This is a genomic window from Legionella sp. W05-934-2 (genome assembly GCF_964199965.1).
In the GTDB taxonomy this organism is placed as follows: Bacteria; Pseudomonadota; Gammaproteobacteria; order Legionellales; family Legionellaceae; genus JAFIFT01.
Window position 1 is genome coordinate 84,660 of record NZ_CAXMZT010000004.1, and the last position, 25,568, is coordinate 110,227.

The window sequence follows — 25,568 nt, forward strand, 5'->3', positions numbered from 1 at the left end:
TTTGAAATGAAATTATATCCTGATGTGTGGCACCGAGTGCCTAAAATGCTTACGAAAAAGCCCGAATTAACGGGCTTAGTAGGATGACTTAGGCCTTTTCCAATTCGGCCATATGTATAATAGCTTAGCGCAATTGTCTCAGGCTTTTTAAAAGTTAATTACTAGCGACAATGCGGTAATGAACTCATATCAAAGCGATTAATTGACACGATTGGATGTGTTATTAGTCACTGCTCTCGTCAGCAGGTGCACCTTCTTTCTCTTGTTGAATACGAAGGTAAATCTCTTCACGATGAACTGAGACATCTTTAGGGGCGTTAATACCCAAACGAACTTGGTTCCCTTTGACACCTAATACGGTGATATTTACGTCGTCGCCAATAATCAAGGTTTCGCCAATTCGCCGAGTCAGAATTAACATATCAATTTCTCCATTACATACTTGCCACCATTCTTCCGTAACGGATCCCATGGCGATAAGATATAGCTCAACTTGTATAATATTATAACATAATTATCGTTATTCAGGGTTTATTTTACACAATAAACCTTAAGGAAATATTAAGGGGAATTTAAAATCATTTCTTCTTCTTTCAGTGTATCCTTTTTACCACCTTCAAAATACAACACTAAAACCACAATGGGCATATAAGCAATGCTCATAGCCAAAAGGGGATTTATCATACCAAAGGACACAGCATAAGCCCAGGGAAATAACCAAACTAGATTAATAGCAGTTACGCCAAGGGTAACGGGAATATGGCTTTTATAATGTCGGCTTGCATGTTGATAGGCATGAGAACGATGTGCCTTAAAAACATCTTCTTTTAAGTAGAAACGTCTCAGTAACGTCATTGTGGCATCCGTGATGAAATTTGCGAGCAAAATGATACACACAATAAATGATACCCAAGATATCGTCGCTAGATAGAGGCTAACCATCGCAATAAAGGCCCCTAAAAAACTGGATCCAACATCGCCCATAAACAGTTTTGCTTTTGGAAAATTCCATACGAAAAAACCAATCAACAAGGGGCAAAGCATCCACGTTAGTTCAGCCAAGGGGAAAAATAGGCGATCATGATAAAAAAAGGTAATACTTAACAGAAAAAATAAGGCTTCTGCTGCAGCAATACCATCAATTCCGTCCATAAAATTATATAAGTTGGTCATCCAAATCAAAAACAAATAACTAAAGCCTACAAACAATAAATAGCCTGCTTTTTCATTGACGAAATGAGGCATCAGGCTTCCTAACAGTGGTCCGACTAACAACCAATATAAAAAAATGGAAAACACGATAATCTGGCAGGTTAATCTGAATTTCGCAGATAGCTGATAGCGATCATCCACAAAGCCGAGTGCTGCTATGAGCAAAGCGGAGATAAACATATAGCCATTACCTGGGTTGCTATATGCATGATTCATCATTTGCCAAAGTAGGATCCCAGCCCAAATCGCAACAATAAGGACGACAAAAACTATCCCACCACCTCTTGGTGTTGGTAGCGCATGGGAACTTCGATCATTGGGCACATCCAATAACCCTTTTTGAAAGGCGTGGCGGCGGAAAATTCCCGTGCACAAAAAACTTAAACCAAAAAGTAAGGCAACGGTAACGGCATGAACAATCATTAGGCTGAAACTCTCGCAATCAATCGCTTCTTGGTTTCTTGATCGGCAAAAGAATCAACAATCGCCATTTTGGTAATTTCATTCATTTGTGCATCCGTAAAACTATAGGCGTTTTGAACTTTCTCATATTCACCGGCCAACGTGCAATCCATGAAAGGTGGATCATCCGAGTTAATGCTGACTTTGATACCCATTTCTAATAATTTCGGTAATGGATGTTTTGTCATATCCGGATATAAACCTAAGAAAATGTTACTTGTTGGGCATACCTCTAAGGCAATATCTTTATCTCGCACACGCTTAAGTGTGTCCATTGATTCGATACCCCGTACACCATGGCCAATTCGTTTAATTGGCAGTGTATCCATCGCCTGTTCCATGCTTTCGGGTCCTGCAAATTCTCCCGCATGAACTGTGCAGGATAAGCCACCATCATTGGCAATCTGGTAGGCACGTTTGAACAAGGGTGCAGGATAGCCAGCTTCATCCCCCCCTAAACCAAATCCAACAACACAAGGAACACTATTGGTATGAATTGTTTTGGCAATTGCTTCAGCAGCCTCAGCACCGTAATGGCGAACAGCCGTCACAATGATTCGGCCCGAAATCTCATGCTTTTCTTCCGCATCATCAACCGCTTGTTGAATTGCTTGTAAATGTTCTATGGATGGGATACCACTCGATTTTTCAGCATGGTCTGGTGAATACATCATCTCAATATAAATGGCCCCTTTCTCCGCATTGCGCTTTAAATAATCAAAGGTAATATCATAATAATCTTGAGGATATTTGATTAAATCCGCCAACTGATCATACACCGATAGGAAATGAATAAAATTATCAGAAGGATAGGTTTTACCATCCGGTGAAATTAATTTTTCAGGAATAGACAATTGATTACGTTTGGCTAGCTTCCTCGCTAAATCTGGCGCAACTGATCCTTCCAAATGAACATGTAGTTCGACTTTTTTTAACATATAACATTCCCAAACTGAAAATTGGCTTTATGGTAGCGGAAAAGAATTTAAAATGCGAGTCAGAAATAGGAAATGTCGTTAGTATGGGACAAAAATTCGGGCACGGGCACGGGCACGGGCACGGGCACGGGCACGGGCACGGGCACGGGCACGTATTAGAGTTTTCCCCGTCCAAAGAGAAATGTCAAGCCGTGATGTTACTTGTTACAAATTAAGTGCCGCTAACCATCCTTGGTATTCTCCATCCACTTCGGATTGTGCACGACTGGGTGACCATTGATGGGATGACTTCGCCTTTTTAGCGATAGCGTCAATCCCAGAAAATGCGCCAGCCCCAACACCCGCTAATAGCGCCGCCCCTTTGGCTGTCACCTCAATACCATTGGTGATTTCAACTTGACAACGACACTGGTCAGCTAAAAATTGTAAAAACCAATGATTGGCAGCCATGCCACCATCAACACGGCAGACATCTAAGGTTTTATTCATATCCGCTTGCATACAAGCCAATACATCTCGCGTTTGATAGGCCACGCCTTCCAGGGCTGCCCGAGCAATATGAGCGGGTGTCGTATCCAACGATAAGCCGACTAACTTGGCCCCGGAAGCATTATGCCAATGGGGGGCGCCTAGCCCTGTAAAACTCGAGACACAATAGACACCGCCATTGCTGGATACTTGCCTGGCCAAGATTTCACTTTGCTCCAAAGAATCCAACAAACCTAATTTATCATGTAACCATTTAATGGTCGTACCTGCATGATAGATACTGCCTTCTAAGCCATAGCAGCGTTGGTTTTTAACTTCATATGCGACAGTTGAAATCAAGCCATGCTTTGACTGCACCGGCTTATCACCCGTATTCATTAGTAAGAACGCGCCTGTTCCAAACGTGGCTTTGGCCATGCCAGGTAAAAAGCAATATTGCCCAAATAGAGCAGCTTGTTGATCACCCATCACCCCGGTAATTGGAATTTCTTTACCCAGTATATCGGGCATGATATTGCCAAAATTGGCATCGCACGCTCTAATCTCCGGTAAAACGGACTGGGGAATTTGCCAGAAATCAAGTAAATCAGCATCCCAAACGCCCGTGTTAATATCCATCAACATCGTTCGTGAAGCATTGGTGATATCGGTTGCGTAGACCTCTCCCCCCGTTAACCGCCAAAGTAAAAATGCATCGATGGTGGCAATAGCTAGCCGCTGCTGCTCAATGAGCGTTCGCCACTGTGGGTTATGCTTGAGTAACCATTCTATTTTACTGGCTGAAAAGTAAGGATCGATGCGCAAACCTGTTTTATCCGAAACCCAAGACTGATGATCTTCCAGCAACGCGTCACAAGTTTTTTGGGTTCGTCTATCTTGCCAGACGATTGCTGGCGATAAGACCTCACCAGTCAACTTATCCCAGGCTACGACCGTTTCTCGTTGATTGGTCAGGCCACAAGCAATAAAGTCATTGGCAGAATAATGATGGAGAACATCTTCCAAAGCTAGGAGTGTTGTTTGCCAGATTTGCTCCGCATCCTGCTCCACCCATTCGTGCTTTGGAAAAAAAGACTTCATAGGGTACTGACTGTTATAAAGGCTCTGTCCTTTCAGATCAAAGACCATCACTCTTGAGCTACTGGTTCCCTGGTCGATAGCTAGTAATAAATTAGACATGTCGAGTGCATTCATCCCTTATGAATATCGATATTCCCGTATCTTAGCGCGTTTGCTGTATTAAGAGCAAATTAAAATACCTGTCAAGGGCCCTGTCAATTGTTCAGAGCCAAATACTGATATTGTAAATAACGAAACAATAATCATTTGTTATAATTATAATACACAGTGTGTATTTGTCGCGGGTTTTAGTCTTAAAGATTAATCCATTGAGGAACACCATGGGTAAAAAAGTGATAATTTGCTTTAACCGAGAGGAAGAAAACGAGGTCAAAGCATTAGTAAGACGATTTCGAACAGTGCATGAAGACATGGGCTATGATGCCGATGATCTAGAAGTCGAAATCATATACCCTTGTGACATTGCTGCCGGTAAATATATGACTTGGGAAGGCACTGAACCATCAAAAGAAGATAAAGAAATTCTCAACAGTTTAACACCAGAAGATACTGTTTATGTGTGGGGACATGGTGCCCCCAATTATGCTTATATACCGGGTGCATCTTATGTTGAATTAGCAGATTACCTTGAAAAAGGCCTCAATAAAGACAATTTTGGACCCGGAAAAGGCCCCCTTAATATTAATGTCGAAACGTGTAACGGTGGGCGTGGTGGCGAACAAGGTAAAAGCAGTTTTTCTGCTCGGCTACATAGCTTGTTAGGGAAAAAAGGGATCCATGCCACAGTGACAGGCAGGTTAAAAAATGTTGTTGTTGATACTTCCTTATTGCCTATCGAAGGTATTAAAACGATTGACAGAGCTTATGATGGCTTACTTCATGCAGGGTTTACCATAGCTGACAAACGATATAAGCGCATGGCTCCTCGCAGCAAGGTCACCTACCGATGGGATCCCAGCAACCCAGATATCCAAATTAGAGTCGACAGTTATAGGCGTTCGACGCTAAGAGGATTCATCAAATTAAAAGAAAGCATTTTAGAAAAACTCAACTCATCCGACGTGAGGCCTTTAAATCCAGGGCAGCTACACCGAATTATGTTAACTATTGAGCTCAATCTTGCGCAATTTGATAAACCATTAGATACTAACCTGGTCAAAGAGCAGGTCCTGCAATTACAACAATACTGCCTTACTAGCGGAATAACCAGTAAAGAGTTACAGGAATTCGGCTTAGATTATTTTCTTGGATCATTGGGAAAAAAGGCAACAAAAGATGGTTTGTTAGTCGAAAAAACAGGTGTTCAAAGAAATGATCCCCTTTTGGAAATAGAAAAACAATCCTTTTATGAGTTTATCAATGACCATCCGGCTTTTAAAGAGCTGGATAGGCTGAGTCATTTACTGCAAGAAAAAAATTTACCTAAAACAACCAAGTTGGCAGAAATCATTGGGTCAAAAGAGACCTGCGATGGGGATGATTTATATGCCACTTTCTTTATCATCGCTCGGAGCCACAATTTAATTAAAAATGATGGAAACCTGGTTGTACCTGACTATGTTGAAAAATCGATGGGAATATTAAATAAAATGATAAGCCTTGCCTATGAAAGTGATTTAGATTATACGCAAAAAATAAAAGAAATTGACGCCCTGAAAAAACAAATGGTCTTTTATAAAAATGCGGATTATCAATTTGAAAAGATGGCTGATTTACAAAATCAAGAGCCCAAAGAAGGTGCAATCTATTTTGAAGTTAGTTCCCCTGGCATTTTGAAATATAGATTAAAATCGAATGAGGAAGAGCATGTTGATGAAATTAACATCGCTAGTTTGACAGGGATAACACAGACCCAACGTGAACAATTAATGGGTGGGGAACTATCGGTTCTAAATTCCATACAACAGCAAATACTTGATATCACTTCTCAGCGTGGGCATACGAAAAAGGAACTCACTTTTTGGGGAAAAATACAAGCAATATTCAATGGATTATCACGAGGATTTAGTGATTTTTTAAGCGAGCGTCATGAAGCGAGTAAATTAGAATTAATTGGAAATATTTTCTATCAACCTTATCAAAGTGTCAAAAGCACACTCGAATCTAAAGCAGAAGAAGCCAATACATTACATAAGGTGATTTATGCTTGTGAGCACCATGTGAAAACCTCAAATGTATTGAATAGACAATCGCTTTTTGACGCCCTCCACAGGGAACAAGAGCCCGCCCCTGAATTGCCACAGCCAGCGAGCAATCTGAACAAATCCAGTTAATTAGAATTGCTTGCTAGGATTCGACTTTCTCGGAAACGCGGCCATAGTGATCATTAAAGCGAACGATGTCATCCTCACCAAGATAAGGACCTGACTGCACCTCGATTAACTCCAACGGCACTTTGCCGGGATTTTCTAAGGCATGAATTTCTCCAACCGGGATATAGGTCGAATGATTTTCGGTGACTAAAAATGTTTCATTCCCACGGGTTACTTTGGCAGTACCCCTCACAACCACCCAATGTTCAGCTCGGTGGAAATGCATTTGCACCGATAAGCGGGCACCGGGATTCACCGTGATGCGTTTCACTTGGTAGCGATTGCCTTGATCAATGGAGTCATACATCCCCCAAGGTCGGTAGACTTCGCGATGAGAGTAGCACTCGCTTCTGTCTGCTGCTTTTAATTGTTCAACCACAGCTTTAACGGATTGAACTTTATCTTGATGAGCAACCAAGACAGCGTCTTTTGTTTCAACCACAATCACATCATCTAAACCAACAACAGCCACTAATCGACTATCTGCTCTCACCAACGAATGGTTGGTATCCTTGGCAATAACATCTCCTTGCAACACATTCCCCTGCGCATCCTTTTCGGAAATATCCCACAGTGCTTGCCATGAACCAATATCACTCCAAGCCGCATCCAATGAAACAACCACCGCATTATCGGTTTTTTCCATGACAGCATAATCAATGGAATCTGAAGGACAAACAAGAAAAGCCTCTTTATCCGCACGAATAAAATCACTATCTTTCATAGCACAAGCCATCGCTTGCTGGCATGCAGCTATCATCTCTGGTTGGAATTGGGTAAGCGCATTCAAATAATCACTGGCTTTAAATAAAAATAAGCCGCTGTTCCAATAATATTGCTTGGATGCAACATATTCTTCTGCTGTTTGAGCATTTGGCTTCTCCACAAATCGGTCAATGTGAAAAGCCGACGAGGTTATCTTTTTACCACGATGGATATAACCAAATCCCGTTTCAGCATAGGTCGGTTCAATGCCAAAAGTAACCAGACGACCTTGTTCTGCTTGTTGAATGGCTTCTTCAACCGCTTGTTCAAACGATTGCTGGTTATCGATGATATGATCAGCAGGCATCACTAATAGGTAAGGGTCTTGATTCAGTGATTGCGCATAATAGGCCGCCAAGGCAATGGCAGGGGCTGTTGAGCGTGGCTCTGGCTCGAGAAGAATCGGATGGGTAACATAATCCATCTGCCGAATTTGTTCTGCGGCCAAGAATCGGTGTGTTTCATTGCAAATAATTAATGGCTTATCAAACTGAGATCCTGACACTCTCATGAGTGTTCGTTGCAATAGGCTGTGTTCACCTTTTAAGTGTAAAAATTGTTTTGGATACCATTGACGAGACAAGGGCCACAACCTTGTCCCTGAACCACCGGCTAATATAATTGGAAGAATCATTTGACACTCATTGTGTTATCGGCAATATAATCGAAGTAATTTAGCACACCCTTGCGCAACAAGCAAAAGACCCGGACACACCCTAGGGTCTTGGTGCAAATTTCTTTTCCACCTGATGATGTCTATTATCAATGGCAGCAATATACCCATCAATTTGAGCCATTAGATGATACTGAATAAATGCTTTATGTTTTTCACAATGGGCTCTTATATAATTTACATTATCCTGAGGATAACCCTTAGTTGACTCTAATATATCATTTGTTCGCCATAGAACAGAATCGCTACTAATTCTATTTCTATCCACGGCTATTCTTGAAGGTCGTAATTGCTTGTCAAAAGGAATCGTTAGGTCAAACCATCTTTGCAGAAGATGGGCAGGTAATGATTTTTGCGCCAGGCCTTTTGTGCTACTTGATAGTTCCGTGTGCAACCTCTCATAATCAAAATGGAAGTTAGGCTTACCTAATTGTTCCTTTAAAACTGACTTCAAAGCTAATAATAAGGCTCTTCTACTTTGCGAGCCGACCGCATTGACTATGGCCTGACACATAAAGCTATCTAAATTGTAAAGTGCGTATTTAAACGGTGAAAATGACTTGAACTTTTTGCCTTGATTTTCTGAGTTATAATTTATTTTGGTTAAACTTAGTTCAGGATACTGGGTTAAAAAGAATGTTATGGCGTCTTCGTTTCCCTGGGAAATAGCATCCATTACTTTAATTAACAGACTTCTCGGTCGTATTTCACTAGCGAATAAACTGTGGTTAACTGCGCTAAAACGACATGAGTCCTCATATGTCCGTAGCTTATCGTCAATCGCGCGGAGTATCTCAATGGGTAACTCATTAAACCCTTGATAGTCATATGCTGCGCTCGTGTTATCGTAGGTAACAGAGAGATTAGGCTGTGTGGCGATATGAAATGCAATTTGACGCCTTAACAAGGGGTTATTTGCGCTATAAGCACACTTTTGGAAACACAGTGCCTCACAGCGCTTAAGGAACGAAAAAAACATGGCGCTAAAGGCTTTGGCATCTGGCAACCGACTGGGATCTGAGTTTGTTAAAGTAAGGGTTGTAATATAAGGGCTTAGCTTTATGAGACTTTTAAAAAAAGTATCGCCCCCAAAATGAGCCTTATCGATGCTTACATTAACCTTAATATCGCCATTTAATTTTTTTATGCGTTCTAACGATTTAATCTCATCGTCAACTGACCAATTTCTTAAGGGAGAATAGGACAAATTAGTTGTGAGGTTAAGTCTGTGTATGGCCGTGATAAATGATAAGATAGGATCATCCACTTCGTTTAAGTCGAGAGAAAATTCGGGGCTATTATGCGTTTTTAAAAAGCAAATGAAATCAATGATATCGATAGAGTTGGTTATACGGTTACTGGGCTGGTAATCCGGTGGCAGGTCCAAAAACTGTTTCCTTCTCCCCAGACATGGGGAGAAGGTGCCCAAAGGATGAGGGGGTTGCTGAATCAACGTTATTATTTTAATGTATGGCACATTGTGCTTGAGATGCATTCAAAAAAGTAGGCTTTAAATGGAAGATTGTTTCCAAATAGATCATCAGTATCAGGACTTAATAAACATCTTTCATGCATGCTTTTTTAAGTCGCATAATACCAAACTGGTTCGCGGCGGAAGTGAGCCAATTTATTTGCCTGCCGATAATCAACGACCCTACCATGCGATTTATTTTGCCCATGGCTATTTTAGCAGTGCATTGCATGAGGTTTCCCATTGGTTAATTGCTGGGGATAAAAGGCGGCAGCTTGAAGATTTTGGCTATTGGTATGTACCGGATGGTAGAAGCGAGTCTGAGCAAACATTGTTTGAACAAGTTGAAGCAAAACCACAGGCGTTAGAGTGGATTTTATCCCGTGCGTGTGGTTATCGGTTTCAGATTAGCGTCGATAATTTAAATGGCGCACCGGTTGATTTGGCGATGTTTAAGAAGGCAATTTTGCTGCAAGTGAAAGCATATTGCATGAAGGGGTTACCCGAGCGTGCGCGAATTTTTCATGAGGCGTTGGCTTTGTTTTATGGTAGGCCTTTAAGTTTCAGAATCGAAGATTTTCAATAAATTTATCTTATTCGGTAACGCAGACGGTTACGCAAACGTTCACGTATGACTCAATTTATTTCCATGGATCTCTTCGCTATCCTCATGGATTATAGAACTTTTACGTGATGCTCAACTTTTCTAAATATCAAGCTTCTTAAAAATATACCAGGGCAAATGTCTAATGATAAACATCAAATATCGCCATTTCCATGGGGTATAGATAACTCGTCGTCCTTTGGACATCCCTTTGACAATGTCAGTGGCAACGGTTGATACCGAGGCTAATTTCATCCCTTTTAATTCAGTTGTCATAGGCGTTTGCGTAGGGCCTGGCTTAATCAAACAAATTCGTACATTCGTTCCGACTACCCGATGTTGCAGACCTTCACTGATAAAGCTAACCATTGCTTTTGCAGCACCATAATGATAATTCCGTTTTCGCGCTTTATCGCCTGCGACCGAACTAATGATACCTAACGTCCCCTGCCCCTGTTCAATCATTTTCGTCACAATAGCCTCTGCAAAAAAGGCCACAGACAAGGCATTGACTTCAATGACTTGCCGCAAAGACGTCAGATCAGTTTGGGTTTGTTTTTGTTCGCCCAATGTGCCCTGGGCGATTAATGCCATATCAATGGGCCTTATTGACAAGGATTGGATTAGCTCACCAATGGATATTTCATCACAAAAATCCGGAAGCCGTTCGGAAACTACTTTTAGGTTAGTTGCTCGCACCGATATATCGTCTAACAAGGCCTGTAACTTATTCTTATCCCTTCCGACCAGAACCAATTCTTGCACATCCGGTTGCCGTCCCCATAAACGAATACAGTGCGCAGCAATCGCTGACGTTGCGCCAATAACAACTATACGTTTACCCATATCAAACCTCATCCATGACACGATTAGAAAAATTGGAACAAATTCCTGGATCACGAAAAGCTTGAAATTTTTTCAACCCAGGGTAAGACAATTGGAAACATGCAGCAGGCATTAATGCATCCTTAGCAGTGTAAATCCTTCCTCCCATATCAACCACTTGTTGGGTTAAATTGACCAGTAAGTTTCTCTCTTTTTCATTGGCTGCAAAGTCAACTGCTAAGGTGACACCATGCATGGGAAAGCTTAAAAGCCCTGGGGAAGACTTAGCTGAAAACGTTTTTAACACCGATATAAAGCCGCCTAAGCCAGATGATTTGATTTTGTCTAAGAGTTGTTGAAGGCCTGCTAAGCGATTGCCATAAGGGATCACACATTGAAATTGGTACATCCCTTGATGACCATAAAATTTGGACCAATGCTTTAAGCGGTCCAATGGATAAAAAAAACTGACATAATCTTTAACGCTCTGCTGATTAAATCGATTTTTATTAAATATTGCCGCGGCCATGAAGCGATTAACCGGTCGATTAATCAAATTTCCTTTAAAAGGATAAGGCAGATCAAAGGCTGATTTTAATTTCAGTGGCCTCATTTCTCTCAAAAAATTTGCACGCATGAAAACACCCCGCCCTGCCTTGCGGGTGACACAGTCTAACCAGGCAACGGTGTAATCCCAATCCTTTTCGGAAGAATCTGCCAACTCAAAAAAATGGGCTAATGACTTAAAAGGTATTTTTTCTTGTGAAAGATAATAACTCCTACAGGGTATCAGTTGCAGTGTTGATTCAATAATGATACCTGTTAGCCCTAAACCGCCAATAGTAGCAGCAAACATATCGGCATTTTCTTCTTGGCTACAATCCAGCGTTGTCCCATCACTGCGCACGAGTTTGAGATCAATGACATGGCAACCAAACGTGCCTTGGCGATGATGGTTTTTACCATGCACATCATTGGCAATCGCCCCGCCCACGCTTATCCATTGGGAACCTGGGGAAACAGCAAGGCACCATCCATGAGCCATGGCAAATTGTTGAATCTCACCAACGGTCACACCGGCTTCACACCGCAGTTTTCCCTTTTGATTGTCAAATTCGATCAGCTTATCAAGCCATTGACAGGAAATCAGTGTTCCTGACTGATTTAAACAAACATCCCCATAACTGCTACCAAACCCATAGGGTAATATGGGTTTTTTTTGCCTTTGGATCAATTCACTGGCTTGAAATCTATCCACAAGATAGGTCATGGATTGTTGGTTAGGTGCTGGGCGCCCCCAGGATGCACCGATGCGTTCAGTCATCGAATTCCTATTTAAAACCAGCAGGTTGACCTGCTCAATTTTTATGGTTAATAATGGTTAATAAGGCTATCTGTTAGCCTTATCAGGGAATATCCCCTTATTTCAAACGGCCAAAATAATCATAACATTGAGACAGAATGAATAACAAACAATTATCTTTGTCGCGTATCGTTATCCCAGGATTACTTGGTAATGTCCTTGAATGGTATGATTTTGCCTTATATGGTTATTATGCCGCTACTATTTCACCCTTGTTTTTCCCTGCACAGAATAAAACCGTATCGCTGATTGCTGCCTTTGTCGTTTTTGCTATCGGCTATATCATGCGGCCATTGGGTGCCATAGTCTTTGGTCATTTGGGCGACCGAATTGGCCGAAAAAACGCCTTATCCATGGCAATTTTATTGATGGCTATACCCACGACCATCATCGGACTGCTACCGGAATATGATACCATTGGTATTTGGGCAACCTGGGGGCTTATTGCTTGCCGATTACTACAAGGTTTGGCGGTGGGTGGCGAGTTCACCGGCGCTATGGTCTATATTTTGGAACACGCGCAAAACAAACATCAAGGCTTTTACAGCGCACTTGCCATGTCGTCAGCGTTTTTAGGTCTTCTACTGGGTTCATTAGCCTGCAGTATCACCAGTTTATTTTCAATTTCCTGGTTGTGGCGAGTACCCTTTGTGTTTAGTTTGTTACTTGGTTTTCTAGGCTTGTATTTACGTCTACGCATGCCAGAAACACCGGCATTTACCCAACTTATACAAACACATACCACCAAACATGCCCCTGTTAAGACACTATTTAAACACCATTGGCGAGATGTCATCAGGGGAGTTGGGTTTGTCATGCTTCCAACGGCATCCTTTTATATGTGCTTTTTGTACTTACCCACGTATTTACACCATTTCTATCAAATACCCCATGCCCTGGTGCAATGGAGCAATAATGCGGGTCTTATCGCTTTAATCTTATTAACACCGGTATTTGGCTTGTTAGTCGATCGCTTTGGCAAGGTTAATCTACAAGTGCTTGGGTTGGCATGCTTTATTAGCCTTAGTTTACCGTTATTTATAGCGCTAACAAACCATTCAACCTGGTCTATTCTTTGTGTTAGCTTAGTGTTTTCATTGATGGTTGCCATTGTATTTGCTGGTATTCCCGCATTATTATATGACTTATTCCCTGCACCAATTCGTTATTCAGGCTTATCATTTCCTTACAACCTTGCAACCGCTTTGTTTGGAGGGAGCACCCCAGCCATCAATACTGCCTTAATTAATCATTGGGGTGATATGTACATTCCTGCTTATTATTTAATCGCTTTAAGTGTGTTTAGCCTGTTATTTTTTATCAAACCGCCCCTAAAAAAGGCGTTGATAGAAAGTAAAGTTGAGATTAAAAGTTAAATTTTCAACCAATCAGATCACAACCCCATTCTTTTTAGGTATACTAAAGGAACTGCTAATCAATTAGGATCTTGTTTGACATTAAAGGCTATGTATAACGCTATCGCTAAGCGCTATGATATTGCCGATCAATTTGGATCAATTTCAAAGAGCCACACGATAGCAATCAAGCAAATCGAAACTGTCATGAAAGATCATCACCTTCCCGTTAAAGTCTTGGATATGGGTATTGGTAATGGTGCTTTCCTTCAGCAATTATTGCCTATCCTCAAACAAGCAAAACTCACTGGCATCGATATTTCCCCCGAAATGATTAAACTGGCGCAAGAAAATTTACCCATTCTTTGTATTGAAGGTTCCGCTACGGAAGCCAGTCATTATTTACCAGCTCATAGCCAAGATTTAATATTAGCCCATTTTATTAATGCGTATATTCCCATTGATACGTTACTCCAGCAAGCCAATTTATTAACGCGTTCTAATGGCTACTTTTCGATGATTACAACAACCTATGAATCGTTCCCCGAAGCGCAAAGAATGATTGCTGAGTTTATCAATGATGGTAGCATTGTTGGGCGCTTGGTAGGTCACTATTATAAAAATTTGGTACGAAACACCACCGTTTCTTCTGGCTTAGAGGATTTGTTTTGTTCTTTTGACAACCATGGTTTCAAGGTAGTTGAGCATCAACGGTTAGAAATTCCCTTCCAACTGAACAACATTGACGATCTTATTTTGTTTGGCATTGATGGCACCTGGTTTTTAAACTCCATTTCCATGCGCATGCTCCCTAAACAATTTCTTATCGAACGCTTAAAACGTCTATTTGAACGAATTTTCACCTTCCCCTATAAAGACACCCACATCATCGATATTATCCTAGCTAGTAAATAGGACAAGCCTTTCGCATCTTAGCCATATTGCTACTTACCAAGAATCACTGAAATGCACTTAATTGGCAAAAGGATGCTTTTTTTTGGCGAGCATAGCCGTAATAACAGGCAAGTCCGGTGATACAGGCAACAAGCATCATATACCAAGCCGGCGCAAACACATTATTCGTCCATTCAATCAGTAAGGTGCAAACAACGGGACTAAATCCCGAAAATAGTGCGAACGATAAATTATAGCTCAATGCGACCCCTGAATAGCGAATAGCGGTAGGAAACATCTGTGGCAATATGGCACCATAACAACTTGGAAAGATGCCAAACAACAGCGTAAACAGAAAATAACTGGTGTACACCAACGGCATTTTTCCAGTGCCAAATAACAAGTATATTGGATAAGCAACAACCAACATACCAATCACGCAGGTAAAGTAGACTTTAATATGACCAAATCTATCTGAAATCAAACCACCCAAGACAATAGCAAAACATAACATGAGAATACCGAGCGTATTTAAATGCGTCACTTTGCTAAAATCATAATTTAGATATTTATGCAGATAAGTCGGCCAATATAAATACATAAACAAGCATACGGAAGCGAGTGCTACCAAACACACACCTTGCAATACCTGAGGGTAATACCCTCTTACTAAATCAAGCAAAGGAATAGCCGGTTTTTCTTCCTGTGTTAACGACTTGAAGGCGGCTGTTTCTTGTAAATGTCGACGCAATACGATTGCTCCAATGCCAAAAAAACCTCCCAGGATGAAGGGTATTCGCCAAGCATAGGCTAAAATTTCCTGCTCTGTAAAATAGGTCGTTAACAAAAAAGCAGCCAATGAGCCCATCAATAAACCGATGTTGATCCCAAAAAATAGCACAGCCATCGCAAACCCAAGGCGTTGTTTAGCCACATGTTCAGAAATAAACGTCATTGCCGCAGGAATCTCCCCGCCAATGGCCAATCCCTGCATCAAGCGAAGGATTAACAATAACATGGGAGCAAACATACCAATTTGAGCTGTTGTTGGTAGGATACCAATCGCAAAGGATGGCACAGCCATAAATAACACCGTTAGCAAAAATACCACTTTACGCCCGTAGCGATCGCCAAAATGGGAAAAAATCATGCCACCTAACGGCCGAATAAGGTACCCTGCTGAAAACACCGCCAAGGTTTTTAACGTGGTGACAAAGGAGGATCCCGTCGTAAAAAACAGTTTTTCGATATAAGGGACCAGGAACATGTAGATGATGAAATCGAAAAATTCTAAAACACCACCCAACGAAGATAAAATCAAAACCTTTTTCTGCGCCTTGGTAAGATTTGATGTTGCTTGATTCAAGTTAAAACCAACTGATAAAAATAGGCATTTTACCAAACTCCCTGTGTGGATGACAATCCTTGGTTTAATGAGAAATAGCCCTAACGTGAACGTTTGCGTTACCGTCTCCGTTACCGACGCTATCATTGACATTCCCATAGCTTTATACAATGATAAAAATCTATCAGCATAAATATCTTTCTTCATTCCCTCTTCTCCCCAAACATGGGGGGAAAGTGCCCAAAGGGCAGATGAGGGTTGTTGAATCGAAGTGACTATTTTTGATGTTTAACGCATTGAGCTTGAAATGCTAACGAAAAATAAAAGGAACACCATGACGGACACCATGACTAATTTTGGCGCAGGCCCTGCTAAATTACCGTTACCTGTTTTGCAGAAAATTGAAGAAAACTTATATAATTGGCAAAATACAGGGCTTTCCATCTTAGAAATCGGTCATCGCAGCAAACCGTTTCAAGCGTTAGTCGACAAGATGGTCTCATCGGTGCGCCGCATCCTTTCAGTACCCAATGATTATGCCATACTATTTCTGCCCTCGGGTGCTCAAACTCAATTTGCCATGTGTAATCTCAATCTCCTGGGCACGCACAAAACAGTGAACTACCTCGAAACCGGGCACTGGTCTAAAAAAGCCATTTCTGAAGCCCAAAAATATGCCCACGTTCATATCGTTGCCAGCAGTGCTAATCAACAATTCAATCAGATCCCCAATGAAGATAGCTGGGATATCCATCCAGATGGGGCCTTCCTCCATTTCACCGATAATGAAACCATTGGCGGACTGGAGTTTCCCTTTAAACCGAATGGAAATGGGCAGTTTTTAGTGAGTGATATGAGCTCTAATTTATTTTCTCGTCCCATTGATTTTCAGGATTACGGTTGTATTTATGCCTGCGCTCAAAAAAACTTCGGCATTGCTGGCATGAGTCTTGTGATTATTCGAGAAGATCTATTCGATAGAGCGTCCCCCCAAACACCTGCTGTGTTTGATTACAATCAACAGTGGCAAAACAACTCGTTATTGGCGACCCCGCCAACTTTTGCCTTCTATGTGGCATCACTGATGTTTGATTGGATTGAAGAAAATGGTGGTGTTGAGACGTTTGCCAGGCTTAGCATGCAGAAATCCCAGCTTTTATATGATTGTATTGACCAAAGCGGCTTATATCATAATCCAGTTGACAGTCGTTACCGCTCTCGCATGAATGTCCCCTTTATTTTAACGCAGGAAGCATTAACAGAGGACTTTTTGCAACGAGCAACCAAGGCAGGATTTGCCAATCTAAAAGGCCACCGAAGCGTTGGTGGTGCCAGAGCAAGTATTTACAATGCCATCACGCTTGATGAAGTCGAGTCCTTAGTGGCGTTTATGCAGCAATATGAACAAGACCATGGATAAATTAATTCAACATGCTTGGATTCCACCTAAACCCTTTCAATATGTGTTTTTTGATGTGGATAGCACCCTATCTGCCATTGAAGGGATCGATGTTTTAGCCAATTGGAATCATGTCGGTGAAGAAGTTGCTGCTATTACTGAGCAATGCATGTCCAAAACGGGGATGAATCCAAAAGCTTATCAATATCGTTTGGATAAGGTGAAACCTACGTTGCAGCAAATCAACGAACTAAGTGAATTGTATATCCAGCAATTAACACCCGGCGCTAAAGAAGTTATTGCTATTTTACATCAATTAGGGAAAACCCCTTTTATTATCTCCGCGGGCCTTAAACAAGCATTGATACCACTGGCACACCATCTATCCATTCCTTTAGCACACACCTTTGCCGTTGATATCTATTTTGATGAAACGGGAAATTACCATCATTTTGATAACACATCGTTACTCGCCAAAAAACAGGGTAAATCAAGCATCATTGAACAGGCCTGCCCTACTCGTGACACCGTGTTACTAATAGGTGACGGGTTAAGCGACCTTGAAGCAGAGGGTGTGGTCAGTCGTTTTGTTGGCTTTGGTGGTCACTGTCTTCGAGAAAATGTGCAAAAGGCCAGTGAGTTTTATATCAAAACACCGCATTTATACGCACTTTTACCTTTGTTACTAACAGCAAACGAAGTAGAAAAGTTAAATCAGCAAGCATCTAACCTGTATATGAAGGGACTAACAGCGATTCAGACCAATCAAGTTATCATGAAGGAGCTAGGAAATGTTCAAAATTAAGATTATCGATCATTACCCACAAAAGACCTTAGCCAATTTTGACTCGCAACAATTTGAAACGGGTGAGGACTTCGATAACCCAGATGTCATTCTTGTTCGCTCTACGAAATTACATGACCACCCTTTCTCCGATAAACTCAAGGCCGTTGGCCGAGCGGGTACGGGTATTGACAATATCCCGGTTGAAAAGTTAACCCAACAAGGTATTCCGGTATTTTATGCCCCTGGTGCGAATGCAAATGCAGTTAAAGAGTTAGTGGTTGCAGCAATGATCATGGCATACCGCAATATTCGACCCGCCCTGTCTTTTATTGACACGTTAAAGCAGGAGTTGCCAAGCGACCTATCCAGCAATATCGAACAAAACAAGAAACGATTTGCAGGCCAAGAATTGTCTGGAAAAACCCTGGGCATCATTGGGGCTGGTAATATTGGTGTAAAAGTGGCCAACATTGCCCACCATTTAGGTATGCATGTGATAACCTATGATCCGATGATGACCCTATCCAGCGCATTAGCCCTGATACCCGATGTCAATCAAGCAGAATCCATTGAAGCAGTGTTGTCACAATCGGATATTATCTCCTTGCATGTCCCTTTAGTGCCCGAAACAAAGCATCTTATCAATCAACATACCTTATCCTTACTAAAACCAGATGCCGTGTTAGCAAATTTTTCGCGCGAAGGGATTGTTGATGAAAAAGCGTTGCTCAATGCCCTTGACCAAAAGCAACTGAAGTCCTATATGACCGATTTTGCAACAGCCGAGCTGGTTAAGAGAGAAAGCGTCATTTGTTTTCCCCATTTAGGGGCGAGTACGCAGCAAGCACAAGAAAATGCTTCCTCGATGGTCATTACCAATGTGAAAAACTTTTTAGAATTTGGAACGGTTTCCTTTTCGGCAAACTTTCCAGAGACACGACTCGTCAAACCGGATAGTTTCAAGGGGTATCGACTGGTGATCGCCAACGAAAATAAACCGGGGGTGATTGCTGAAATGACGCAAGCCATTTCACGCTCCAATTTAAATATTGAACGAATGGTTAACTCTTCTAATGAAGCCATTGCATTCAATTTAGTCGACATCACTGGCGATGAAGGGGAACTTCAACAAGTCATCAAAGAAATTGAACAATCCAATCATGTACTCAATGTCAGATTAATAAACTATCAATGATTGGGTTATGTGGTTTCATTTTTTTTGTGAAACAAACACGTATTTTTATAATTTTCTGTCGTATCAAAATAACCAATTACAAACGATTCTTCATTGAATACCAGCTTATCCCCATCCAGGCTAAGCGTTATCTTGCTTAGTTTTGATTTAATACTTTCTCTATCAGCGTTCATTGCTGAATTAGTTATAAAATAAACTAAATTTAAGCTATTAGTATCAGCATCCCATTTAGCATGTCTTGTGGTAATTTCTTCAGCATCTCGAAATGAGTCATGGGAATTTTTGAAGCCACCAATGATAAACTCCACTTTATAACTGGGTGAAAAGGGTAGCGTTAATTTAATGTCAAAACGTGCGTGTTCAATTTGAACCCGAACCTCATATTGTTGATTGCTGTCACATTGTCCAATCCAATCGCCTGAAAAATTGATATTGTTTTTGATGCTTTTATTGATAATCTTTTGAGTATTTGTTTCATCCATTAAAAATGCAGGTAATTGAGCTTGAGCAATCGTCGTTACACCAACAGATAAAACTACAGCTGCTAATTTAATTTTATTTAACACGTCATTTCCTATGATAGTGACAGCACATAACTAGAATAAATCAGATCCTTATAATACAGGAACTAGTTATAATTTTAAATTTATAGACGAATTTTTGTGGTGAGTTGCCGAAAGACAAGGATTAATTAACGATCAATCATGGGCTAAGTGGCCTGCGCATACCGAGCATTGGATTTCGTTTTTTCCAGTAGTTTTTTGGGAAAATATAATTTGAAGTGGGTATACTCACCCAGTTTAGAATCACAGCGGATATAGCCACCAAATCGGTCCATCACTAATTTGCAAAAAGATAAACCGATTCCAGTGCCCATAAACGTGGTTGTGTAAAAGTGCTCAAACAATCGTGATAATTGTTTTGGGCCCATCCCTTTTCCGGTATCACGAAAATGAAGCACATGATATTTATCTTGCGTTTCTGCCCAAATTTGGATAGTCCCTTTTTGCGCTGTTGCGATAGCGTACAGGGCGTTTTTCATTAAATTAAACAGGACATGTTGCATTAACAATGGCGAGCCAACAAAAGCAAAATCGCCTTTGCAATCGATTAAATCTCGACCCTGGCTATATTGGAACGGATAACGACTTAATGCCTGCTCTAAACACAAAGCCATCGAGCACAGTTCCAGTTGGCAATTATCGAGTGAATTTTCCCGCCCCGCTTTGACTAACAGCATGTCGATAATGGTATTGGCATAATCGATTTCGCTAATGATTCGCTGACTGACACCCGACAAATGTTGCAAACGTTGATTTCGGATAGGCTTATCTACCAATCCAGCATTTCGCGCTTGTTCATACCCATGAAATAAGGCCGGAGAATAGCGCGCTAACGCTTGTGCGCCACTTTTGATGCCTAATAACGGTGTTCGCAACTCATGGGCAATCATCCCAGCTGCTGCTGCCATTCCATCTAGTCGCTGTTGCTGTAACATGGCCGTTTTATAATTTACCGTTGATCCCGCAATGACAATGAAAGCCATGACAATCAACATTTCCATATGTTCTTCACCAAAATACAGCTCGGGTGTTAACAGATAATAACAAAAAAGTGCTATACCCCACCCTAAAGCCAACAACACCGATAAACTAAATAAATCAACTAATAAAACCAATAAAAAGATACTACACAACAAAGACAAAGCCGAAATCACAGACGCTTGATTCATTAAAAAATAGAATGCAAAGAAAAATGATAGCGTATAAAGAATGGTTACAAACCAATACCACGGGAGATATCGGCGAAAGCTTGTTGGCCAGACTGGCGTTAAAATCAATCCTAATCCTAACCCACTACCTATGATTCTTAAAGTCAAGTTTTCATAATATTGAGGAAACCACGACGTCCATACAAAATGAAATAAAACAAAGCCAAATAAGGCGATAACACCAACGGCCACCAACTGATGGGAGGCATATGCCAGCGAACGCTGCATGTTGTCATCAAGGTATCGAATAATCTGTCGCAATTTCCCTATCACAAGCTTTCCTATTCAAACTAAACTTGTGCATTTTGAAGGATTCATCCTACCCCTGTCAATCTTGCCTTTTATTCTAATAAGCCCGATGCATTAATTATTTATTCGGATGCGGGTATAGGCACGTGAACGTTAGCGTTACCGTCTGCGTTACCGAATTTAGTTAAATCAACAGATATCAGTCTTTTAAAAATCAGAAGCAATAGGCTGCGTGTTTCATCATGTTAAATTTAATTACCGAAAATAAATCAAGCGAGTTTTATTGCTAGAATCAAGTCATCTCGATAACGCAGACGTGAACGCAAACGTTCACGTATATGCAATACTATTACCACTATTGACTAAGCGCCCAGGTTACATGCTACCATCTTGCTTTTTTGTTGGAATCAAATGGCCAAACCAATCATCATTGCTACCCGTGAAAGCGAATTAGCCCTTTGGCAAGCAAATTATGTCAAACAACAATTGACCAATCTATTCCCTGACAAGGATATTCAATTGCTGCCAATGAAAACAACAGGCGATAAATTTCTTAAAGACAAATTGCAAGCAATCGGGGGTAAGGGGCTATTTGTTAAAGAGTTGGAAGAAGCGATTCTCGATGGACGAGCCGATCTAGCTGTCCATTCTATGAAAGACGTTCCCGCCTCTTTCCCACAAGGATTAGGCTTGGCTGCGATTCTTGAGCGCCACAATCCTTTCGATGCATTACTTTGTCATGCAAATGAGAATCTCGCATCATTGCCTCAAGGCGCTGTCATCGGGACTTCCAGTCTACGTCGAGAAGCGCAAATTCGGATGCTTCGCCCTGATTGTCAGGTACTCCCTTTGCGTGGCAATATCCATACACGTATTCGAAAATTACAAAATAACGAATTTGATGCCATCATCTTAGCGACATCTGGTTTGGAGAGAATGGGCTTAAGCCATCTGATCCATGAACAATTTGATGCAGAAAGCATGCTGCCTGCTTGCGGTCAAGGGGCGTTAGGCATTGAATGTCGCACTGCGGATGATGAGTTAATTAAGATGATTCATCATTTAGCATGCTCTAAAACCTCTGTTTGCATCAACACAGAACGGCAGGTCAATGCCTTGCTGGGCGGAAATTGCCATGTCCCTATCGCGGTGTATTGCCATTTCATCAACAGCAATCGATTAAATTTACGCGCAAAAATATTTGCTCAAGACGGTAGAAAATGCCTTTCGTTTGTAGCGGATGCACCCGTTGAAGACGCTCATATCCTTGCCGATCGTTGTGCCAACGATCTTCTGGCACAAGGCGCTCAAGCGCTTATAAACCAAGCAGGTGCACATGACTGAGTTTCCCTTACAAGGTCTCCATATTATTAACACCCGCCCCAAACACCAAGCCCCTGCATGGTCTCAACCTTTACGTGCGATGGGGGCAACCGTGAGCGAACTGCCTGCTATAGAAATAAAAGCCATAAAACCAAACTGGGAATCAAGCGTTTTGCCCCTAGAACAATTCGATCAATTGATATTTGTCAGCGCAAATGCCGTGCATTTTTTTTTCCTGGCATTGACAAACCAGCAAACGCTTAGCGATAAAACCCAAGTCAGTGCCGTTGGTCAACAAACAGCCTACCAATTAGAAAAATTTTCTGTGAATGCAAGCTATCCCACAATGGCAGATAGTGAACATTTATTGGCAATGCCACACTTCCAGCAAGTCAAAAACCAGCATATTTTGATAATCAAAGGGGTTGGCGGACGCCCCTTGTTAGCCCAGACGTTAAGGCAACGAGGCGCACAGGTGCAGCAAGTCAATGTTTATAAACGCTGCTGTCCAAAGCCTATGAACAATCTGGATGAACTCTGGCAGGATCAGCAAGAAACGATTATACTGATAACCAGTACGACTGCGATTGATAACTTATTTCATATGATGCCCGACTATCACCCACAGTTGTTGCAAACCACATGGCTGGCGCATAGTAAGCGTATTGCAACGTATGCCATGGAAAAAGGCGTCAAACACGTTATCATTTCTGACGGGGAAGATCTGTACAATACATTACTGAATTATCAACAAGGATTGGGACATGACCGATAAGATAAAAAAAGAATTAGACAACGCAGACAAACCCGAAAATTCCGAGGCAGTGGCCAATACCGATCATTCTAAGAAAAACACATCATTGACTGCTTATATCAGCTTAGTGGTCGCTTTCGCCGCTTTGTTTGCAGCCGCTTACAGCTTCAAACAAGCACAACTTCGCGATGCGTCTTTAAACGAGCAATTATTAATCACCAATAAAACAATCGGTGGCTTAGTTGACGAGCAACAAGAATTTAAAAAGGCCATTGAATCCGCCGATCAACTGTCCCAAAAGAAAATCACCCTGTTTGAGGAGAAGTTAGAGGGGTTTAAGAAAACGATCCAAGAAGTGGACAAAGGAAGCAGTGAAGTTGACGTCTATTTTCAATTAAAAAAAGCCCAATACTATTTGCAGCTAGCACAAATTAATGCCCATTGGTCGCAGCAACCGCAAACAACCATTGAGCTTTTAAAGCAAGCCGATTTATTATTATCTGGCCAACATCAAAGCGCTATTTATACCATCCGACAACAAATAGCCGAGGATATTTCGACCTTAGAAAAGCAACCAAAGCTTGATATTGTTGGCTTATTAACAAAAATTAACGCCATCCAAGCACAAATACACCAATTATCCTATCGTGATGATCCATTATTGTCGAAAAGCAACCATCAAGATGAGAAAGAGAAAGCCGATAAAGAAGGCTGGCGCCAACATATGGCGAATAGTGTCAATGCGTTGGAAAAGCTTGTTGTCATTCGTCATCATGACCACACGGTTAAGCCAATCTTGTCTGACAAACAATTTAGTTTAGTGAAAGAAGCACTCTATGGCGAATTACAGCAAGCTAAGTGGGCTATCATTAATGGCAATCAAGCCATCTATAAACTCACCTTAGATCAAACGGTAAAGGCCGTACAACAGCAATTCAATTCAAATCAAACGAACGTAGCAAAAATCCTTGGTGAGCTTGAATCCCTACAACAAGTACAATTCCCCCAATCAACCTTTGAACCGAGTAAAGCATTAATGCTACTAAATGAACAAATACAACCGAGTAGCCATCTTTCGAATAAAACCGCTACATCAGGAGGTAAACACTGATGTTTCGTGCTCTATTTTTATTCATCCTTTTAGCTGGATCCGTTTTTTTAGGAATACAATTACAACACGACCCCGGCTATATTCTCATTGCCGTAAATAAAATCACGGTAGAAACGACGCTGTGGGTTGGGATTTTTGCACTGATTTTAGCCTTTGTCCTTATCTATGCCCTAATCCAAATCCTTGGCTCGCTGTACCGGAGTCCTCGTCATTTTCGCCGTTGGCGTAAAAAACGTCATATCGCCATCGCACGACGAATGACGCGCAAGGGATTAATTGAGTTTAGTGAAGGTTATTGGCAAGAGGCAAAAAAACATTTACTCAAAGCCCTTCCCTACTCTGACACGCCATTAATCAACTATTTAATTGCAGCAAGAGCAGCTCAAGAAATGGGAGATTATACACTCCGAGACCATTACCTTCGGGAAGCCCAGCACTCCATGCCTGAAACAAAAATTGCGGTTGAATTAACCCAAGCACAACTTCAATTAGCAAATAAGCAATGGGAACAAGCACTCGCAACCTTAAGGCATCTGCAAGACTTAGCACCAAAACATCCCTATGTACTGAAGCTCTTAGCGAAATTATACGAAGCCGTGAAAGACTGGCCCCAACTGATTCAGTTACTGCCTGAGTTAAAAAAGCATCAAGTTGTCAGTAAAGACCAATATGATACGTTGTTAATACAAAGCTATTTGCAACAATTCCGAATTTTGATTGCACAACGAAGTTATGAAGACGTGTTAGATTTTAAAAATAATCTGCCTAAAATACTCCGATTTAATCCAAGTTTTATCGCTGAATCAGCACACTTTTATCTTAAACATCAACAACCCGAAAGAGCGGCCGCCATTGTCCAAAAAGGCTTGTCAAAATATGTCAATGAAAAGTTAATCCATCTTTATGGCGATATACCCGCCACGGAAAATTCGCTAAAATTTGCCGAGTCGTTGCTACAAAAAAACCCCCATTCTGCCGCTTTACTTTTATGTTGCGGTAAAATTTGCCTTCAACTAGAACTCTGGGGTAAAGCCAAAAAATATCTTCAACAAAGCATCGACATCACGCCAAGTAAAGAAGCCTATTGGCAATTGGGATGCCTGCTCGAGACCCTCCAACAAGACGAAGAGGCCGTCTTATTATTTAAAAAGGGGTATGCGCTATAAATTGAGCGCTATCCCTCGCACAATT

General features: G+C 41.3%; 22 protein-coding genes. 11 read left to right on the forward strand and 11 right to left on the reverse strand.

Features of this window, described 5'->3' with window-relative positions; all coding sequences use genetic code 11:
• Positions 1 to 223: 223 nt before the first annotated feature.
• The 4 genes from csrA to AB3348_RS05700 form a co-directional block, all read right to left on the reverse strand.
• Positions 224 to 421 carry a carbon storage regulator CsrA gene (csrA, locus tag AB3348_RS05685; RefSeq protein ID WP_367606613.1) on the reverse strand — a complete coding sequence of 66 codons (198 nt, stop codon included), beginning with the start codon at positions 419 to 421 and terminating at the stop codon, positions 224 to 226.
• 140 nt (positions 422 to 561) lie between these two features.
• Positions 562 to 1,635 carry a glycosyltransferase family 4 protein gene (locus tag AB3348_RS05690; protein ID WP_367606614.1) on the reverse strand — a complete coding sequence of 358 codons (1,074 nt, stop codon included), beginning with the start codon at positions 1,633 to 1,635 and terminating at the stop codon, positions 562 to 564.
• Complete coding sequence (locus tag AB3348_RS05695) at positions 1,635 to 2,612, reverse strand: adenosine deaminase (RefSeq protein ID WP_367606615.1); 978 nt, start codon at positions 2,610 to 2,612, stop codon at positions 1,635 to 1,637. Before AB3348_RS05695 ends, AB3348_RS05690 begins: the two co-directional genes overlap by 1 nt.
• 204 nt (positions 2,613 to 2,816) lie before the next feature.
• Complete coding sequence (locus AB3348_RS05700; RefSeq protein ID WP_367606616.1) at positions 2,817 to 4,280, reverse strand: FGGY family carbohydrate kinase; 1,464 nt, start codon at positions 4,278 to 4,280, stop codon at positions 2,817 to 2,819.
• A 221-nt stretch (positions 4,281 to 4,501) separates the two neighbouring features.
• On the opposite strand from AB3348_RS05700, the gene AB3348_RS05705 reads away from it, so the two are divergent.
• On the forward strand, positions 4,502 to 6,454 hold the full coding sequence (locus AB3348_RS05705) for a hypothetical protein (protein ID WP_367606617.1): 1,953 nt from the start codon (positions 4,502 to 4,504) through the stop codon (positions 6,452 to 6,454).
• Positions 6,455 to 6,467: 13 nt separating this feature from the next.
• On the opposite strand, the gene AB3348_RS05710 is transcribed toward AB3348_RS05705, so the two are convergent.
• Both AB3348_RS05710 and AB3348_RS05715 read right to left on the reverse strand, forming a co-directional pair.
• On the reverse strand, positions 6,468 to 7,892 hold the full coding sequence (locus tag AB3348_RS05710; protein ID WP_367606619.1) for a mannose-1-phosphate guanylyltransferase/mannose-6-phosphate isomerase: 1,425 nt from the start codon (positions 7,890 to 7,892) through the stop codon (positions 6,468 to 6,470).
• An 82-nt stretch (positions 7,893 to 7,974) separates the two neighbouring features.
• Positions 7,975 to 9,318 (reverse strand): hypothetical protein, encoded by a 1,344-nt coding sequence (locus AB3348_RS05715; protein ID WP_367606620.1) that lies wholly within the window; start codon positions 9,316 to 9,318, stop codon positions 7,975 to 7,977.
• 127 nt (positions 9,319 to 9,445) lie between these two features.
• Between AB3348_RS05715 and AB3348_RS05720 the strand changes: the two genes are divergently transcribed.
• Entirely contained in the window at positions 9,446 to 9,988 is a 543-nt protein-coding gene (locus tag AB3348_RS05720) for an elongation factor P hydroxylase (protein WP_367606621.1), read from the forward strand.
• A gap of 120 nt (positions 9,989 to 10,108) precedes the next feature.
• Here the strand turns inward: AB3348_RS05720 and AB3348_RS05725 are convergent, their stop codons facing one another.
• Positions 10,109 to 10,852, reverse strand: coding sequence for an SDR family NAD(P)-dependent oxidoreductase (locus tag AB3348_RS05725; RefSeq protein WP_367606623.1), 744 nt, complete (start codon positions 10,850 to 10,852; stop codon positions 10,109 to 10,111).
• Between the two features lies 1 nt (position 10,853).
• The gene (locus AB3348_RS05730) at positions 10,854 to 12,155 is read right to left on the reverse strand and encodes an FAD-binding protein (RefSeq protein WP_367606624.1); all 1,302 of its coding nucleotides are present in this window, start codon (positions 12,153 to 12,155) and stop codon (positions 10,854 to 10,856) included.
• 137 nt (positions 12,156 to 12,292) lie between these two features.
• Here AB3348_RS05730 and AB3348_RS05735 point away from each other — a divergent pair, with 137 nt between their 5' ends.
• Positions 12,293 to 13,570 (forward strand): MFS transporter, encoded by a 1,278-nt coding sequence (locus AB3348_RS05735; protein ID WP_367606625.1) that lies wholly within the window; start codon positions 12,293 to 12,295, stop codon positions 13,568 to 13,570.
• Between the two features lie 75 nt (positions 13,571 to 13,645).
• The gene (locus AB3348_RS05740) at positions 13,646 to 14,464 is read left to right on the forward strand and encodes a class I SAM-dependent methyltransferase (protein WP_367606626.1); all 819 of its coding nucleotides are present in this window, start codon (positions 13,646 to 13,648) and stop codon (positions 14,462 to 14,464) included.
• Between the two features lie 43 nt (positions 14,465 to 14,507).
• Here the strand turns inward: AB3348_RS05740 and AB3348_RS05745 are convergent, their stop codons facing one another.
• Positions 14,508 to 15,995 carry an MFS transporter gene (locus AB3348_RS05745; protein ID WP_367606627.1) on the reverse strand — a complete coding sequence of 496 codons (1,488 nt, stop codon included), beginning with the start codon at positions 15,993 to 15,995 and terminating at the stop codon, positions 14,508 to 14,510.
• A 100-nt stretch (positions 15,996 to 16,095) separates the two neighbouring features.
• On the opposite strand from AB3348_RS05745, the gene serC reads away from it, so the two are divergent.
• The 3 genes from serC to AB3348_RS05760 are packed head-to-tail and all read left to right on the forward strand — an operon-like array spanning position 16,096 to position 19,169.
• Positions 16,096 to 17,208 (forward strand): 3-phosphoserine/phosphohydroxythreonine transaminase, encoded by a 1,113-nt coding sequence (serC, locus tag AB3348_RS05750; protein ID WP_367606628.1) that lies wholly within the window; start codon positions 16,096 to 16,098, stop codon positions 17,206 to 17,208.
• Entirely contained in the window at positions 17,201 to 17,992 is a 792-nt protein-coding gene (locus AB3348_RS05755) for an HAD-IB family phosphatase (protein ID WP_367606629.1), read from the forward strand. The genes serC and AB3348_RS05755 overlap by 8 nt, the downstream gene beginning before the upstream one ends.
• Positions 17,979 to 19,169 carry a 3-phosphoglycerate dehydrogenase family protein gene (locus AB3348_RS05760; RefSeq protein WP_367606630.1) on the forward strand — a complete coding sequence of 397 codons (1,191 nt, stop codon included), beginning with the start codon at positions 17,979 to 17,981 and terminating at the stop codon, positions 19,167 to 19,169. The genes AB3348_RS05755 and AB3348_RS05760 overlap by 14 nt, the downstream gene beginning before the upstream one ends.
• 5 nt (positions 19,170 to 19,174) lie before the next feature.
• Here AB3348_RS05760 and AB3348_RS05765 read toward each other — a convergent pair whose 3' ends face one another.
• Both AB3348_RS05765 and AB3348_RS05770 read right to left on the reverse strand, forming a co-directional pair.
• Positions 19,175 to 19,735, reverse strand: coding sequence for a hypothetical protein (locus tag AB3348_RS05765; RefSeq protein WP_367606631.1), 561 nt, complete (start codon positions 19,733 to 19,735; stop codon positions 19,175 to 19,177).
• 143 nt (positions 19,736 to 19,878) lie between these two features.
• Positions 19,879 to 21,213 (reverse strand): sensor histidine kinase, encoded by a 1,335-nt coding sequence (locus tag AB3348_RS05770; RefSeq protein ID WP_367606632.1) that lies wholly within the window; start codon positions 21,211 to 21,213, stop codon positions 19,879 to 19,881.
• Positions 21,214 to 21,600: 387 nt separating this feature from the next.
• On the opposite strand from AB3348_RS05770, the gene hemC reads away from it, so the two are divergent.
• From hemC to AB3348_RS05790, 4 genes are read left to right on the forward strand one after another with little or no spacing between them, the layout of a single operon-like run.
• Positions 21,601 to 22,533 (forward strand): hydroxymethylbilane synthase, encoded by a 933-nt coding sequence (gene hemC, locus AB3348_RS05775; RefSeq protein WP_367606633.1) that lies wholly within the window; start codon positions 21,601 to 21,603, stop codon positions 22,531 to 22,533.
• The gene (locus AB3348_RS05780; RefSeq protein WP_367606634.1) at positions 22,526 to 23,287 is read left to right on the forward strand and encodes a uroporphyrinogen-III synthase; all 762 of its coding nucleotides are present in this window, start codon (positions 22,526 to 22,528) and stop codon (positions 23,285 to 23,287) included. The genes hemC and AB3348_RS05780 overlap by 8 nt, the downstream gene beginning before the upstream one ends.
• Positions 23,277 to 24,377: a uroporphyrinogen-III C-methyltransferase gene (locus AB3348_RS05785; RefSeq protein ID WP_367606635.1), complete on the forward strand. Its 1,101-nt coding sequence runs from the start codon at positions 23,277 to 23,279 to the stop codon at positions 24,375 to 24,377. The genes AB3348_RS05780 and AB3348_RS05785 overlap by 11 nt, the downstream gene beginning before the upstream one ends.
• The gene (locus AB3348_RS05790) at positions 24,377 to 25,543 is read left to right on the forward strand and encodes a heme biosynthesis protein HemY (RefSeq protein ID WP_367606636.1); all 1,167 of its coding nucleotides are present in this window, start codon (positions 24,377 to 24,379) and stop codon (positions 25,541 to 25,543) included. Before AB3348_RS05785 ends, AB3348_RS05790 begins: the two co-directional genes overlap by 1 nt.
• The last annotated feature ends 25 nt before the right edge of the window (positions 25,544 to 25,568 follow it).

Coding starts and splice junctions, on each gene's coding strand:
- csrA (WP_367606613.1), bottom strand. CDS start 421: ATGTTAATTCTGACTCGGCGAATTGGCGAAACCTTGATTATTGGCGAC.
- AB3348_RS05690 (WP_367606614.1), bottom strand. CDS start 1,635: ATGATTGTTCATGCCGTTACCGTTGCCTTACTTTTTGGTTTAAGTTTT.
- AB3348_RS05695 (WP_367606615.1), bottom strand. CDS start 2,612: ATGTTAAAAAAAGTCGAACTACATGTTCATTTGGAAGGATCAGTTGCG.
- AB3348_RS05700 (WP_367606616.1), bottom strand. CDS start 4,280: ATGTCTAATTTATTACTAGCTATCGACCAGGGAACCAGTAGCTCAAGA.
- AB3348_RS05705 (WP_367606617.1), top strand. CDS start 4,502: ATGGGTAAAAAAGTGATAATTTGCTTTAACCGAGAGGAAGAAAACGAG.
- AB3348_RS05710 (WP_367606619.1), bottom strand. CDS start 7,892: ATGATTCTTCCAATTATATTAGCCGGTGGTTCAGGGACAAGGTTGTGG.
- AB3348_RS05720 (WP_367606621.1), top strand. CDS start 9,446: ATGGAAGATTGTTTCCAAATAGATCATCAGTATCAGGACTTAATAAAC.
- AB3348_RS05725 (WP_367606623.1), bottom strand. CDS start 10,852: ATGGGTAAACGTATAGTTGTTATTGGCGCAACGTCAGCGATTGCTGCG.
- AB3348_RS05730 (WP_367606624.1), bottom strand. CDS start 12,155: ATGACTGAACGCATCGGTGCATCCTGGGGGCGCCCAGCACCTAACCAA.
- AB3348_RS05735 (WP_367606625.1), top strand. CDS start 12,293: ATGAATAACAAACAATTATCTTTGTCGCGTATCGTTATCCCAGGATTA.
- AB3348_RS05745 (WP_367606627.1), bottom strand. CDS start 15,995: ATGAAGAAAGATATTTATGCTGATAGATTTTTATCATTGTATAAAGCT.
- serC (WP_367606628.1), top strand. CDS start 16,096: ATGCTAACGAAAAATAAAAGGAACACCATGACGGACACCATGACTAAT.
- AB3348_RS05755 (WP_367606629.1), top strand. CDS start 17,201: ATGGATAAATTAATTCAACATGCTTGGATTCCACCTAAACCCTTTCAA.
- AB3348_RS05760 (WP_367606630.1), top strand. CDS start 17,979: ATGTTCAAAATTAAGATTATCGATCATTACCCACAAAAGACCTTAGCC.
- hemC (WP_367606633.1), top strand. CDS start 21,601: ATGGCCAAACCAATCATCATTGCTACCCGTGAAAGCGAATTAGCCCTT.
- AB3348_RS05780 (WP_367606634.1), top strand. CDS start 22,526: ATGACTGAGTTTCCCTTACAAGGTCTCCATATTATTAACACCCGCCCC.
- AB3348_RS05785 (WP_367606635.1), top strand. CDS start 23,277: ATGACCGATAAGATAAAAAAAGAATTAGACAACGCAGACAAACCCGAA.
- AB3348_RS05790 (WP_367606636.1), top strand. CDS start 24,377: ATGTTTCGTGCTCTATTTTTATTCATCCTTTTAGCTGGATCCGTTTTT.